This window comes from Pseudomonas parakoreensis, assembly GCF_021602155.1.
Classification (GTDB): Bacteria; Pseudomonadota; Gammaproteobacteria; order Pseudomonadales; family Pseudomonadaceae; genus Aquipseudomonas; species Aquipseudomonas parakoreensis.
This window is the reverse complement of the sequence record NZ_BQHY01000018.1, coordinates 48,478-62,131: the sequence shown is the minus strand read 5'-3', so window position 1 is coordinate 62,131 and position 13,654 is coordinate 48,478. Positions and strand designations below refer to the sequence as shown.

Genomic DNA, 13,654 nt, shown 5'->3' with positions numbered 1-13,654 from the left:
CGCTCAAAAAAGTTAAGGATCGGCCAAAAGTGGCCGATAAACCAATCAACGCGCATTTTGCCAGAGCTGAGCGTCAACCGAAAAAAATGTCAGGCATTCTTCCCACATCGATTGGCTACATTTCGCCCAAGGGCGACTTCAGCCGTCATAACACTCAAGCATTGGGCGGCGTCAGTCACCTGTGGCAGGATTTCTTTGCCCAGGCCCTGGCCGAACAGACGAGTGATGTGGTGCCAGCCTGCGGCACATTCCCGCCGGTTGACCTGAACAGCCCGGAAGAACCGACCCTGGGCAGCGAGCTGCACGCGCACATCGTCGAGCAGCGTCAGTGCGATGTGGTCGAGACCGAAGTGCGTCCGCCGGAGCCGCTGTTCCTGCCGATCGCCGAGTTCGAAACCGATCTGCTGGACAAGCCGTTCCCACCGTTCCCGCCAGAAGAACTCAAGGCTCAGCAGGAGCAGCAAGACTTCGACAGCAGCTGGGTTCGCCCGATCGTGATCAACAACGGTCAGCCGGTGCCAGAGCCGGGTCCGGCGCCGCAGAAGAAGCCACTGTACCTGCCGATTGCCGAGTTCGATCTCGACCTGCTGCAAAAACCTTATCCGCCGTTCCCGCCGGAAGAAATCGTCGAGCAGCAGAAAGCGCTCGACTTCGATAACGGCTGGGCGCGCCCGATTGTCCTGCAGAACCTGCGCCTCGCCGCCTGATCCCTCAGCGACAAACGCTCCAGCGCCCGACATCGACATGAAAGTGATTGCGATGGGCGGCGTTGTAATCCGGACTCAACACCACACTGAACGCCTCGCAGGCACCATCGCGCACCTGGCGCAGAAATTGCGCGTCCTGATTTTGCTTCGGCCAGTCTTTGAGCACACTGACGCTGCGCCCATCCGCCAGCCGAAAACCGCTGATGTCCAGCGCATCGGCACTGGCGTGGCGACTGAGCGCCCCGCTCTCGCGGTTGTAGACATTGCGGCAGGCAAAGCTGCCGAGGTGATCGATACGCGCCACAGACTGGCCGTAAAGCGCTTGCGCGGCAGGTTGCAGGGTATGTCGTTCAAACATCGCGTAAGCCACCGCCAATGGACAACTGGCGAGGAAGCTGCTGCTCAGCGCCACCTCGCCGCTCTGCACGCGCACGGCGCCGATCAGCGGGCACTTGGCGTCGGGGCTGTCGGCTTGCGCTGTGATGCGCAGACCCGAGTTGCTGAGCACTTGTGCGCATAACTCGGGATTGCCACGCAGGCGCATCAGCTTGAAACCGGTCAGCCAGTTCGGCGCGGCCTTCACGTCCAGCGGCGCCCACGGGTTCCACTCGGCCGGCACGTCGACCCAGCCGCGCCAGACGCTGACCACGGCGCCAGCAATCATCAACAGTACCGACAGCGCGATCCAGCGGCCCATGCTCAGCCTTTGAAGAACTGATTGGCCTGAGCGTACGGCATCGATTGCGCAGTGAAGCCGAAGGTGCCGTGCTGCTGGATCTCTTCAGCCGCGCGGTAAAACTCGCCGAACGCTGCCAAAGCCAGCGCCGAACCGGTGCTGATCCTGCGCACACCCATTTCTTCCAGCGCCTGCACGGTCAGTTTCAAACCGCCGGACATCAGCACGTTGACCGGTTTTGGTGCCACCGCGCGCACCACCGCCAGCACTTCTTCGGCGCTGCGCAAACCCGGCGCGTACAGCACGTCGGCGCCCGCTGCGGCAAAGGCCTGCAGGCGGCGGATGGTATCGTCGAGATCGGGATTGCCGTGCAAGTAGTTTTCCGCACGGGCGGTCAGGGTGAAGGGAAATGGCAGCGTGCGCACTGCGGCGACGGCGGCTTCGATGCGCGCCACAGCGTGTTCGAAGCAGTAGATCGGCGCGTCGGCACGGCCCGTGGCGTCCTCGATCGAACCGCCCACCGCGCCCGCCTCGGCGGCACGCAGCAAGCTTTTCGCACACTCGGCCGGGTCATCGGCGAAACCGTTTTCCAGGTCCACCGCCACCGGCAGATCGGTGGCCGCGACAATGGCCCGGACATTGGCCAAGGTCTCATCGAGACTCAGGGCGCCATCGGCCTTGCCTTGGGAAAACGCATAACCGGCACTGGTGGTCGCCAACGCCTTATAGCCCAGACTGGCGAGCATTTTCGCCGAGCCGGCATCCCACGGGTTGGGGATGACGAAAATCCCCGCACCTTCATGCAGGGCCTTGAAGGCCTGGGCTTTGCGGGCTTGTTCTTGAAGGGCGTGGGCGTTCATCGGCAGGCTCCTGGGCAGGGGGAAAATCCGCCTTCAGAGCAAGCCGAGTTGCTCGGCGGCGGGTTCTCTGTATAGCTCAGGCAGGGACGGCAGGCCAGGCAAACGTTGCATCAATTGTGCGTGAAAACGTTGCGCCAGCTTCGCCGCCATCACGTTGTCGGCAGTGTGCAGGAAGATGTACGGCGTGCGGCCCTCTTCAATCCACTCGGCGATTTTCGCCACCCACGGCACGAGAAACGGATCGTTGGCTTCCAGCTCCGGATGGCCAATGAAACGTACCTGCGGAGATTGGGTAAACGCCGCCGGACGGGTCGGCACCCGAGGCTTTTTCGATTGCGCGTGGATCACCGAAGACTCGGTCGACAGGCAACTGAACAGCGCCCGCGGATCGAGGCAGATCCGCTCCACGCCACGCTCAAGCAGCAGACGATTGAGCAGGCGCTCGCTCTCGCCCTTGGCGAAAAACTGTTCGTGACGGACTTCCACTGCCAGTGGCCGGTCCAGCGCGTCGATGAACGCCGTCAGCTCGGGCAATCGATGCGGGGTGAAGCTTTTCGACAGTTGCAGCCACAGCGGCGAAACCCGTTCGCCGAGCGGGCTGAGAAGATTCACGAAGGTTTCGGCGGCGGTCAGCTGATCACGCAGGTCACCGCTGTGGCTGATGTCGCCGGGAAACTTGGCGGTGAAGCGAAAGTGTTCGGGCATGGTCTCGGCCCAACGCTGCACGGTGGCCGGCGACGGGCTGGCGTAGAAGGTCGTGTTGCCTTCGACGGCATTGAACACTTGAGCATAGAGACTGAGGAAGTCGGAAGTCTTGGCGTCTTCGGGGTACAGATACTCGCGCCAGGCGTTTTCGCTCCAGGACGGACAACCGAGGTAGTAAGGCAGATCCATCAGATGTACAGGTCGAGGCCCAGCACATCCGCATCCCAATCGACAAAACCGGCGGTGCTCAGGTAGCTGGCCAGGGCCATCGCTACGCTTTTGCTCATGGCGCGGTGATAAATCATGTCTTGCTGACGGGCAGGCAGATTGGCCAGACGTTGTGCGGAGGCTTTGGCAGCGCGGGCGGCCAGTTGCTCTTCAGTCGGGAATTCCAGCTCGCCATCGATATCGTCGACGGACTCATCCAGCGCCACATTGCCTTTGCGAGGCTTGCGCTTGATGGGGTAGGACTGAGAGGAAAGGCCGTCTATACGCATAATTTCATGCTCGGTATCGATGATGGCAATTTAGCGGCACTTGACCGACTTAGCAAACCGCCGAGTGATAACTAGAACACATAAAGCGTAAAAGGTTTAAAGCGCGGGGTTGGAAACTGACGATTGGCAGAATTTGGAATAAGCAGTGGGATTGTGGAGAGCCTTATGTGGTGAGGGATTCATCCCCGATGGGTCGCGAAGCGGCGCCAAAATCGGCGACTGCTTCGCAGCCGATCGGGGATAAATCCCCTCACCACAGAAGCTACCCCGCTAGAAGTCAGGACTCAGCGAGCCTTTGGAGTAGCGACTTTATCGCGCAGGTAAACCGGTTGCGCCTCGTCGGCAGGAATCGACTCACCGCGTTCCCAGGCAAACCGCGCCAGGGTCAGCAGGTCTTCGGCGTGAGGCAGCATGCCGGCATTCGAGCCGCTCAGGCTGACCGCGATCCGCTCGCCATAGCCCCAACCGGTGCCCGCACCAAACCACTCGCCGCTGGCATCGGCCGGCAGCGCCGCGGCTTCCGGTGGCAGCACCGCTTCGACACCCACCAGACGCATCTCACCGGCGGTCTCGCGGTAGCAGCCCCAATACACTTCATCCATCCGCGCATCGATGGCCGCCGCGACCTGGCTCACACCGTGTTCGCGATACGCGCGCTGTGCCAGCACCGCCAGGTTCGACACCGGCAGCACCGGGCGATCCAGTGCAAAGGCCAGACCTTGCACCACACCAATGGCGATCCGCACACCGGTAAACGCCCCCGGCCCACGACCGAAGGCAATGGCGTCCACCGCTTGCAACGTGGTGCCGGCGTCGGCCAGCAGTTGCTGGATCATCGGCAGCAGCTTCTGCGCGTGCAGACGCGGGATCACCTCGTAATGGCTCGTGACCTTGCCGTCATGCAGCAAGGCAACGGAGCAAGCTTCGGTCGCGGTGTCCAGGGCCAGCAAGGTGCTCATCGATGTTTCCAAAACAGGTGGGAGAAAAAGGGCGTCAGTATAAACAACTACGGCCCGCAAGCGGGCCGTGGATGATGCAGCGGATCGGCTTTTTCAGCTCAGCGCTTCGAGCACCTTGGCGGTGATCGCTTCAACCGAGCCAACGCCCGGGATGTGGCTGTACTTCGGCTTGCCGTTGGCAGCGGAGAGCTTCTGGTAGAAATCCACCAGCGGCTTGGTCTGCGAATGGTAGACCGACAGGCGATGACGCACGGTTTCTTCGGTGTCGTCCTTGCGCTGCACCAGATCGTCGCCGGTAACGTCGTCTTTGCCAGCCACTTTCGGCGGGTTGTAGACGATGTGGTAAACGCGGCCGCTGGCCTCGTGAACGCGACGACCGGCGATACGCTGAACGATTTCTTCGTCTTCAACAGCGATTTCAACCACGGCGTCCAGTTCGACACCGGCAGTCACCAGGGCTTCGGCTTGCGGAATGGTGCGCGGGAAGCCGTCGAACAGGAAGCCATTGACGCAGTCGGGTTGAGCGATGCGATCCTGCACCAGCGCGATGATCAGGTCATCCGACACCAGGCCGCCGGCATCCATGATGCTCTTGGCTTGAACGCCCAGCGGAGTGCCGGCCTTGACCGCAGCACGCAGCATGTCGCCGGTGGAGATTTGCGGAATGCCGAATTTCTCGGTGATGAACTTAGCCTGAGTACCTTTACCGGCCCCGGGAGCTCCCAGCAGAATGACGCGCATCGATGTGCTCCTCAATTTTTTATATAGAAAACAACGGGATTCGCCTCTTTGGGCCAATCTCAAAAAAACGGGTCGTGGCCGCACAAACGGCCAAAGGCTGATCAAGATACACAGCAGGCTGCGCCCACACAAGACGCCAAAAGTCGGAGAAACCGGCGCCCGCCGCGACCTTGCGACGCGGTAACCCAAGTCGCAACCCCATCATTAACTGTCGCCTGCCCGCACTTTCTGCCTGTGTACAAAGCGGCACCCGGCCTGTGCACCGGGTGCCTGATAGCACCGCAAAAACCTTAGCCGGTATTGCGCAATCCGGCGGCAATCCCCGCCACAGACACCAGCAGCGCCTGCTCCACCGGGCTGCCCTGCTCGACATTTTGCTGCCGCGAACGGGCCAGCAGCTCGGCCTGCAATAGATGAAGCGGGTCGAGGTAAGTGTTGCGCAAACGGATGAATTCCAAGGTGTCTGGGCTATGTGCCAGCAGTTGCGACTGACCGGTCAGGCCGAGCACCACCGTGCACGCCTGCGACAATAGGTCGCGTAACTGTGCGCCCAACGGCAGCAAGTCCGGCTCGACCAGACGCTGGTCGTACGACAGCGCGATGTCGGCGTCGGCCTTGGCCAGGACCATTTCCAGCATGTCGATACGGGTGCGGAAGAACGGCCACTGTTCACGCATCTGCCCGAGCAGTTCGCCCTCGCCGCGCTCCAGCGCCTTGCTCAATGCAGTTTCCCAGCCGAGCCAGGCCGGCAGCATCAGACGAGTCTGGGTCCAGCCGAAGATCCACGGAATCGCCCGCAGGCTCTCGATCCCACCCGCACGGCGCTTGGCCGGACGGCTGCCGAGGGGCAAGCGTCCCAGCTCCTGCTCCGGTGTCGACTGGCGGAAATACTCGACGAACTGCGGATTCTCCCGCACCACGGCGCGGTACGCGGCGACGCCGTCGGCGGCCAGTTCATCCATCAGGTGCCGCCATTCGGGCGTCGGCGGCGGTGGTGGCAACAGCGTCGCTTCGAGCACCGCGGCCAGATACAGATTGAGGTTCTGCTCGGCGATGTCCGGCAGGCCGAATTTGAATCGAATCATTTCGCCCTGCTCGGTGGTGCGGAAGCGCCCCGCCACCGACCCCGGCGGCTGCGACAAAATCGCCGCGTGCGCCGGTCCGCCGCCGCGGCCCACGGTGCCACCGCGACCGTGGAACAACAGCAGTTCGACTTGCTGCTCGCGGCAGATCTCCACCAGCCGCTCCTGCGCGCGGTATTGCGCCCAGGCCGCAGCGGTGGTGCCGGCGTCCTTGGCTGAGTCGGAGTAGCCGATCATCACTTCCTGCGGGCCTTGCAGCCTTGCGCGGTAGCCCGGCAGCAGCAACAGACGCTCCATCACCGGCCCGGCGTTGTCGAGGTCGGCGAGGGTTTCGAACAGCGGCACCACGCGCATCGGCCGCAACACGCCGGACTCTTTGAGCAGCAGTTGCACCGCCAGCACGTCGGAGGCGGCGCCCGCCATCGAGATCACGTAGGAACCCAAGGACGCGGCCGGTGCGGCGGCGATTTCCTTGCAAGTGGCGAGCACTTCCGCCGTGTCGGCGGACGGTTTGAAATGCGCCGGCAGCAGTGGCCGGCGATTGCTCAATTCGCGGGTAAGGAAGCTGATGCGCTGTTCTTCGTCCCAGTCTTCGTAGCGACCGAGGCCCAGGTAATCGGTGATTTCGGTCATTGCCGAACTGTGCCGCGTCGAATCCTGACGTACATCGAGGCGCACCAGAAACAGGCCGAAGGTCACCGCCCGGCGCAGGCAATCGAGCAACGGCCCGTCGGCAATCACGCCCATGCCGCATTCGTGCAGGGAGTTGAAACACAGTTCCAGCGGATCGAGCAGATCGCGGTTGTTGTGCAACACGTCGGCCGGCGCCGGTGTACTGGCGCTGAGCGAGGCATGCGCCCAATTGCGCGTGGCACGCAGGCGTTCGCGCAATTGCTTGAGCACCGCCCGGTAAGGTTCGGCACTGTCACCGGCCTTGGCCTTGAGCGCATCACTGGCCTGCTGCATCGACAGCTCGGCGGCGAGGTGATCGACGTCACGCAGGTACAGGTCGGCCGCCATCCAGCGCGCCAGCAACAGCACTTCGCGGGTCACCGCTGCCGTGACATTCGGGTTGCCGTCACGGTCGCCGCCCATCCACGAGGCAAAGCGGATCGGCGCCGCTTCCAATGGCAAGTGCAGGCCCGTCGCTTCATAGAGCGCCTTGTCGGCCTTGCGCATGTGGTTGGGGATCGCCTGCCACAGCGAGTGTTCGATGACCGCAAAACCCCACTTGGCTTCATCGACCGGGGTCGGCCGGGTACGGCGGATTTCCTCGGTGTGCCAGGCTTCGGCAATCAGCCGTTGGAGGGTGTTGTGAATCTGTTCGCGTTCAGCGCTGGTCAGGTCGCGATGATCCTGTGCCGCCAATTGCGCGGCGATCGCGTCGTACTTCTGGATCAGCGTGCGCCGCGCCACTTCGGTCGGGTGCGCAGTCAGCACCAGTTCGATTTCCAGGCGCGCCAGTTGCCGGGCCAGGGATTCGGCGCTGTGGCCTTCGTTGCGCAGGCGGGCGAGCAGTTCCGGCAGTACGCGGGATTCGAACGGCGCGGGCTGCGACTCTTCGCGGCGATGAATCAATTGATACTGCTCGGCGATGTTCGCCAGGTTGAGAAACTGGTTGAACGCCCGCGCCACCGGCAGCAGTTCGTCTTCGCTCAACTGATTGAGGCTGGCGCTGAGTTCGGCGTCCATCGAGCCACGGCGGTCGGCCTTGGCGCCCTTGCGGATCTGCTCGATCTTGTCGAGAAATTCCTCGCCGTACTGGTCGCGGATGGTATTGCCCAACAGTTCACCCAACAGGTGAACGTCCTCGCGCAAGCGTGCATCAATATCGGTCATCAGCAGTTCTCCAGCGGTAATCGGGACGGCGCAGAAACGAATGCTTTGCCCAGAGAGTGCCGCTCTACGGCGCTTCTTACAAGCAGACGACGAAGGGACTTTAAACCTTGCGGCTTGAAGCTAGTCTCAACAGTAAGCCGCACAACGGCTTGCCGGCCGCGCCGGACAGTCACCCGATCCTGCCATGAGCAGGTACGACATGAGGTCATCATGAAAATCCGTGAACTCGCCCAGCATTGGGAAGAAAACGCCAAGGGTCGCCTGACCGACACTGGCTACACGATTCATCTGGACGTCGAGGCCGCTGCGCGACTGGCGGCGATTGCCGAGATGTACCCCAAACGTCATCCGGAAGAACTGCTCGGCGAACTGATCGGCGCCGCGCTCGAAGAGTTCGAGGCGAGCCTGCCGTATGTGAAAGGTTCGACGGTGGTGGCGACGGATGAAGAAGGTGATCCGCTGTATGAGGACGTCGGGCCGACGCCACGGTTTCTGGCGCTTTCACGCCGGCATTTGCAGGATTTGTCCGCCGCTGCCGGCAAGCAAAAACACTGATCAGACAACACAAAAACCTGTGGGAGCGGGCTTGCCCGCGATGGCGTCAGTTCAGTCACATCAGTGTTGAATTTGATGGCCTCATCGCTGGCAAGCCAGCTCCCACAGGGATCGTATCCTTCTCCGCTTCTGCACGCTTTTTACCCCGCGCGTACCTCTCCACGCCTCCAAAGTTCCCGGTTTAGAGCCTTGTCGACTTGGTCAAAAAAACTTTTGGCGATAGGCCATCTTTTCTGAACTTTTGAAAAACGCCTTCGGTCGGAAGCTGTAACCACGCCTGGAACGAGCGTTTCAAAAACGCGCTTTTACACGACGCTTGCGGCTCCTCGACCAGGATGGATTTTCGGTTTTATCAGGAGTTAAACAATGGAGTTGAAGACCATGAAGACCCAAACCTCGTTCTCCCACCTGCGCGGTCTGAAACTGGCTGCTCTGGCCATCGGTACCAGCTTCGTACTGGCCGGTTGCGCCGGTAACCCGCCAACCGAGCAGTACGCCGTGACCCAATCGGCGGTCAACAGTGCGGTCAGCGCCGGTGGTACCGAGTTCGCTGCTGTGGAAATGAAGCAGGCGCAGGACAAGCTCAAGCAAGCCGAAATCGCCATGCACGACAAGAAGTATGAACAGGCTCGCACCCTCGCCGAGCAAGCCGAATGGGACGCTCGCGTAGCAGAACGCAAGGCTCAGGCTGCCAAGGCCGAACAGGCTGTGAAGGATTCCCAGAAAGGTGTTCAGGAACTGCGTCAGGAAAGTCAGCGCACCGTGCAGTAAGCGCGCATCCCGAATCGCAAAGCTGAAACTTTTATCGATAGAAAGGACGACAAATTATGCGTAAGCAACTGATGATCCCCGCTCTTCTGGCCGCAAGCGTTGCCCTGGCTGCCTGCTCCACCCCGCCTAACCCGAACCTGGAACAGGCGCGTACCAACTACGCCGGCCTGCAGGCCAACCCACAGGCAAGCAAAGTCGCGGCCCTGGAAACCAAAGACGCCAGCGATTACCTGGACAAGGCCGACAAGGCTTACCTGGACAAGGAAGACGCGGCCAAGGTTGACCAACTGGCCTACCTGACCAACCAGCGCGTGGAAGTGGCCAAGCAGACCATTGCCCTGCGCACCGCTGAAAACAACCTGAAGAACGCTGCCGCGCAACGTGCCCAGGCCCGGCTGGACGCTCGCGATCAGCAGATCAAACAACTGCAGCAGAGCCTGAACGCCAAGCAGACCGATCGCGGTACCCTGGTGACTTTCGGTGACGTGCTGTTCGCCACCAACAAGGCTGATCTGAAGTCCAGCGGTCTGGTGAACATCAACAAACTGGCGCAGTTCCTCCAGGAAAATCCGGATCGCAAAGTGATCGTCGAGGGTTATACCGACAGCACCGGCTCGGCTTCGTACAACCAGTCGCTGTCCGAGCGTCGCGCGACTTCGGTTCAAGTCGCGCTGATCAAGATGGGCGTAGATCCTTCGCGCATCGTGGTTCAGGGTTACGGCAAGGAATACCCGGTTGCCGACAACGGCAGCGTTTCCGGTCGTGCGATGAACCGTCGTGTGGAAGTGACCATTTCCAACGACAACCAGCCAGTGATGCCACGTTCGGCGGTCAGCTCGAACTAAGCAACACGCGCTAACGCAAAAGCCCCGCCTGAGTGATCAGGCGGGGCTTTTTCAAGATCAAAAGATCGCAGCCTTCGGCAGCTCCTACAGGGATCGTGTTCCAATGCAGGAGCTGCCGAAGGCTGCGATCTTTGGCTTTTATGGCTCGAGTTTCTGCGGGGTTTCCTGGCCCATGCAGCGCACGGCTTTTTTCTGCGCATTGATCAGCACCCCGGTCAGGCCTTTCTGCTCGGTGTCGAACAGCACCAGCACGCCGTCGATGCACTGCGCCACCTGCGGCGCCGGGTCCAGCGAGACTTTGTAGTCTTCGCCCGGCACGGTCTTGAGCATGGTGAATTCGTTGAGCAGCAGCGCATCCTCGGGTTTGGCGAAGTGCAGGTAGCCGTAATACCACAGGGCACCAACGGTGCCGAGGATGCTGCAGATACCGGTGATGATCAGCGGGATGGCGTTACGTTCTTCAGTCATTGCGGACTCTCATCTTCAGAATTCGGGGGTTGCGGATAATTGGGGATCTCGCCGAGGCGCCGCAGGCCGTTGAAGTGCTCGGGATCTTCCAGATAACGCAGCATCACTTGGCGCCAGACCGGGTCGCCGAAGGTCTGTACGTGGCCGCCGCGGGTCAACTGCAACACCCGTGGTGGCGGCGCTGCCTGATACAGGCGGATGGCGTTGGACATTGGCACCAGTGGGTCGTCGATGCTGTGAAAGATCAGTTTCGGCACGCCGTTAAGCTGCGGCATCGAGTTGATCGCACTGTCGCCGTCCGGCACCAGCCACGACAACGGCACTTGAAACGGCCAGGTCAGCCACGACGTGCTGAGGGCGTACTGACCGACGCTGCGGTAACTGGCGGGCACACCGTCGAGCACGAATGCTTTTAGCTGTTTCTGCCGCTCAGGGTGCTGCACCAGCCAATGCACGGCCATTGAGCCGCCGAGGCTCTGGCCGAGGAGGATCAGCGGCTTGCCTTTGACCTCTGGCGCCTGATCCAGCCAGGCAAACGCGGCGTCGATGTCCTGATAGATCGCCGGCAGACTCGGCTCGCCCTCGGACAAGCCATACCCGCGATAGTCCACCAGCAGCACCTGATAGCCGTTTTTCGGCAACCACCAACTGCCACCCAAGTGCATCGGCAGATTGCCGCCGTTGCCGTGCAGGTGCAGGACTGTGCCTTTGACCTCGACACCAGGCTTGGCCGGCAGCCACCAGGCGTTGAGCTTGAGGCCGTCGGCCGTGGTCAGGGTGACGGTGCGGTATTCGAGCCTGGCTTTTTCCGGGGTGAAGATCTGGCCCGGTTCGGGGTAAAACAACAGCGAACTGCAACCGCCGAGGGTCAGGAGCAGGCAAAGGATGCCGAGGATTCTCATCCGGTGAAACCTCGCAGAATTCGGGTTGAAAACAATACTTGTGTCAACAAATAACCCTGTGGGAGCTGGCTTGCCAGCGATAGCGGTGGGTCAGCCAACATCAATATTGACTGTCAGACTGCAATCGCTGGCAAGCCAGCTCCCACAGGGTTCGTATGTGGTCAGAGGATATTGGAGTAATCCGCCTCGATCCGGTCCAGGCTCAAGTGATTGAGGAAGTTGGAGAAGCACATCCACGCCGACAGCGCGTTCATGTCGCGGAACTGTTCCGGCAGGTATTTCGGCGGCACCACCAGACCTTCATCGACCAGTTGACGCAGGGTACGCATGTCCTCCAGGGTGGTCTTGCCGCAGAACAGCAGCGGTACCTGTTCAAGCTTGCCCTTACGCACGGCCAACTGAATGTAGTTGTAAACCATGATAAAGCCCTTGAGGTAGGACAAGTCTTTGGTGAATGGCAGACCGGTTGGCGTCGAGCCTCGGAACACGCGGCTGGCGTTGCCGTAGCTTTCGGCCATTTCGAAACCCTGTTCGCGGAAGAACTCGAACACCTGCAAAAAGTCCGCGCCCTCCTCGACCATGTGAATGGCGCGGGTGCGGTTGGTCAGTTTGCGCAGACGACTCGGGTAGGAGGCGAAGGTGATGATTTCCATCAGGATCGCCAGGCCTTCCTGGGTCACTGTCGACGACGGTGGGCCCTTGGACAGGAAGGTGCAGATCGGCTGGTTCAGGCCGTTAAGCGTGGTGCCGACATGCACCAGGCCTTCGTGGACTTCCAGTGCACGCACGTCGCGGTCGTTGAACAGCGCGTCGGTGCGGATCTTGATGTAGTCGGCGCCTGCTGCCGCGTCGGCGACGATGCCGTCGGACTCGAACACACGAATGGTTTCTTCGGCCTCGCCGAACACCTTGTTCAACCGGGTTTGCAACAGGTGTACGGCATCCTTGGCGGTGAGGACCTTCGGTTCGTCTTTCAGGTCGCCGCGGCCGTCGATGTTGTTCAGGTAGTCAGACATCATCAAGCCAAGGTCGGCCAGGGTCGGGTCGCCGGCGTGGAACGCATCGGACGCGGCGCCGTACAGCTCTTGCGAGATCAGGCCGAAATCTTCGGTGCCGCGCGCTTCGAGCATGCGCACCACCATCCGGTATTCCTTGCACATGCGCCGCATGATCTGCCCGACCGGGTTGAACTGGCCAAGCTGGCGGGTGATGTCGCGTTCGATGTTCTGGAACTCGAGTTTGACCTTGCTCGAATCGAAACTCAGCGGCCGATTGAGGTAGTAGTCGCGATCCACCGCCGGCATTTCCTTGCCCTTGGCCTTGAGAAAGCCCTTGCGGATGTTCTCGTCCCACTTCACCGCATCGAGCACGCGGATCGGCGTCTGCGCCAGCACAATGCGATCGGACAACGTGCGTATCGTCTGCTGGTAATCGTCCACCCGAAACTCCTGTAGAAAACTGAATTATTTGGCGCGGGCCTGGCGCTGATAGCGTGCGGCCTCGACGAAGACATCGGAATTGGCCGGATCGTCGAGGTAAGCAAAGACCTTGTCGAGGCTACTGTCGACCTGCACGCCGTCGCCGTCGTCCTCGGTCTGGAAAGCCTTGCCGTCGAAGACTTGCTGCTTGATCGCCTGATTGATCTGTTCGAGGTCGAGGTTGTACACCACCAGCTCGTGTTTGTCGGTGAGTTCGAAACCGGCGATGGCGTATTGGCCACCGTAACGCGCCGGCACTTTCGCCGACAGGTACCAGCGGCTGCCGTGGCGCGACACCGTGAACGGGTACGCCTCACGCTCGTGAGGCCGGGCCTTGAACCAGGTGATCGCCTGATAGCGATCATGGCCGACGCGGGTCAGCTCAAGGTTCATCGGCTCGCCCCAGGCATTGGTGCTCGACCACGTGCCCAGCAGGCCCTTGGGCGCCGACTCACTGGCGGGCAGCGGATCCTTGAAAGTCACCAGACAACCGCTGAGCAGCAGGAACGACAAGGCGATCAGCACGCCACGCCAGGCTTTCATTCAATACTCCCATGAACTCGCAATAC

At 61.2% G+C, this 13,654-nt stretch carries 15 protein-coding genes; 4 read left to right on the top strand and 11 right to left on the bottom strand.

From position 1 onward, the window contains the following. Positions 1–86 precede the first annotated feature (86 nt). Positions 87–707, top strand: a complete 621-nt coding sequence (locus L6D63_RS23595; RefSeq protein WP_047293047.1) for a hypothetical protein — start codon at positions 87–89, stop codon at positions 705–707. 4 nt (positions 708–711) lie between these two features. Here L6D63_RS23595 and L6D63_RS23590 read toward each other — a convergent pair whose 3' ends face one another. From L6D63_RS23590 to ppc, 7 genes are all read right to left on the bottom strand, one after another. Beyond that, positions 712–1,404 carry an extensin-like domain-containing protein gene (locus L6D63_RS23590; RefSeq protein ID WP_047292817.1) on the bottom strand — a complete coding sequence of 231 codons (693 nt, stop codon included), beginning with the start codon at positions 1,402–1,404 and terminating at the stop codon, positions 712–714. A 2-nt stretch (positions 1,405–1,406) separates the two neighbouring features. Beyond that, on the bottom strand, positions 1,407–2,243 hold the full coding sequence (locus L6D63_RS23585) for an isocitrate lyase/PEP mutase family protein (RefSeq protein ID WP_095667404.1): 837 nt from the start codon (positions 2,241–2,243) through the stop codon (positions 1,407–1,409). 33 nt (positions 2,244–2,276) lie between these two features. Then, complete coding sequence (locus L6D63_RS23580) at positions 2,277–3,137, bottom strand: DUF72 domain-containing protein (protein ID WP_047292812.1); 861 nt, start codon at positions 3,135–3,137, stop codon at positions 2,277–2,279. Continuing rightward, positions 3,137–3,445 carry a hypothetical protein gene (locus L6D63_RS23575; protein WP_003222071.1) on the bottom strand — a complete coding sequence of 103 codons (309 nt, stop codon included), beginning with the start codon at positions 3,443–3,445 and terminating at the stop codon, positions 3,137–3,139. Before L6D63_RS23575 ends, L6D63_RS23580 begins: the two co-directional genes overlap by 1 nt. Before the next feature lie 284 nt (positions 3,446–3,729). Beyond that, positions 3,730–4,404, bottom strand: coding sequence for a tRNA (adenosine(37)-N6)-threonylcarbamoyltransferase complex dimerization subunit type 1 TsaB (gene tsaB / locus L6D63_RS23570; RefSeq protein ID WP_095667405.1), 675 nt, complete (start codon positions 4,402–4,404; stop codon positions 3,730–3,732). 93 nt (positions 4,405–4,497) lie between these two features. Continuing rightward, the gene (gene adk, locus L6D63_RS23565; RefSeq protein WP_025112233.1) at positions 4,498–5,145 is read right to left on the bottom strand and encodes an adenylate kinase; all 648 of its coding nucleotides are present in this window, start codon (positions 5,143–5,145) and stop codon (positions 4,498–4,500) included. Positions 5,146–5,435: 290 nt separating this feature from the next. Beyond that, positions 5,436–8,066, bottom strand: a complete 2,631-nt coding sequence (ppc, locus tag L6D63_RS23560; RefSeq protein WP_131671900.1) for a phosphoenolpyruvate carboxylase — start codon at positions 8,064–8,066, stop codon at positions 5,436–5,438. A 210-nt stretch (positions 8,067–8,276) separates the two neighbouring features. Between ppc and L6D63_RS23555 the strand changes: the two genes are divergently transcribed. From L6D63_RS23555 to lptF, 3 genes are all read left to right on the top strand, one after another. After that, a complete protein-coding gene (locus L6D63_RS23555) occupies positions 8,277–8,621 on the top strand; it encodes a hypothetical protein (RefSeq protein WP_003222064.1) in 345 nt (114 codons plus the stop codon). Between the two features lie 366 nt (positions 8,622–8,987). Next, entirely contained in the window at positions 8,988–9,392 is a 405-nt protein-coding gene (locus L6D63_RS23550) for a DUF4398 domain-containing protein (protein WP_007964219.1), read from the top strand. A gap of 56 nt (positions 9,393–9,448) precedes the next feature. Then, positions 9,449–10,237 (top strand): lipotoxin F family OmpA-related lipoprotein LptF, encoded by a 789-nt coding sequence (gene lptF, locus L6D63_RS23545; protein ID WP_047292806.1) that lies wholly within the window; start codon positions 9,449–9,451, stop codon positions 10,235–10,237. A gap of 138 nt (positions 10,238–10,375) precedes the next feature. Here lptF and L6D63_RS23540 read toward each other — a convergent pair whose 3' ends face one another. The 4 genes from L6D63_RS23540 to L6D63_RS23525 form a co-directional block, all read right to left on the bottom strand. Further along, the gene (locus tag L6D63_RS23540) at positions 10,376–10,705 is read right to left on the bottom strand and encodes a PA3694 family proteiin (RefSeq protein WP_007964217.1); all 330 of its coding nucleotides are present in this window, start codon (positions 10,703–10,705) and stop codon (positions 10,376–10,378) included. Further along, positions 10,702–11,607, bottom strand: coding sequence for an alpha/beta hydrolase (locus tag L6D63_RS23535; RefSeq protein WP_131671899.1), 906 nt, complete (start codon positions 11,605–11,607; stop codon positions 10,702–10,704). The genes L6D63_RS23540 and L6D63_RS23535 overlap by 4 nt, the downstream gene beginning before the upstream one ends. Before the next feature lie 161 nt (positions 11,608–11,768). Then, complete coding sequence (locus tag L6D63_RS23530; protein WP_095667407.1) at positions 11,769–13,046, bottom strand: flavohemoglobin expression-modulating QEGLA motif protein; 1,278 nt, start codon at positions 13,044–13,046, stop codon at positions 11,769–11,771. A 24-nt stretch (positions 13,047–13,070) separates the two neighbouring features. After that, positions 13,071–13,628 (bottom strand): hypothetical protein, encoded by a 558-nt coding sequence (locus tag L6D63_RS23525; protein ID WP_047292800.1) that lies wholly within the window; start codon positions 13,626–13,628, stop codon positions 13,071–13,073. Between the last annotated feature and the right edge of the window lie 26 nt (positions 13,629–13,654).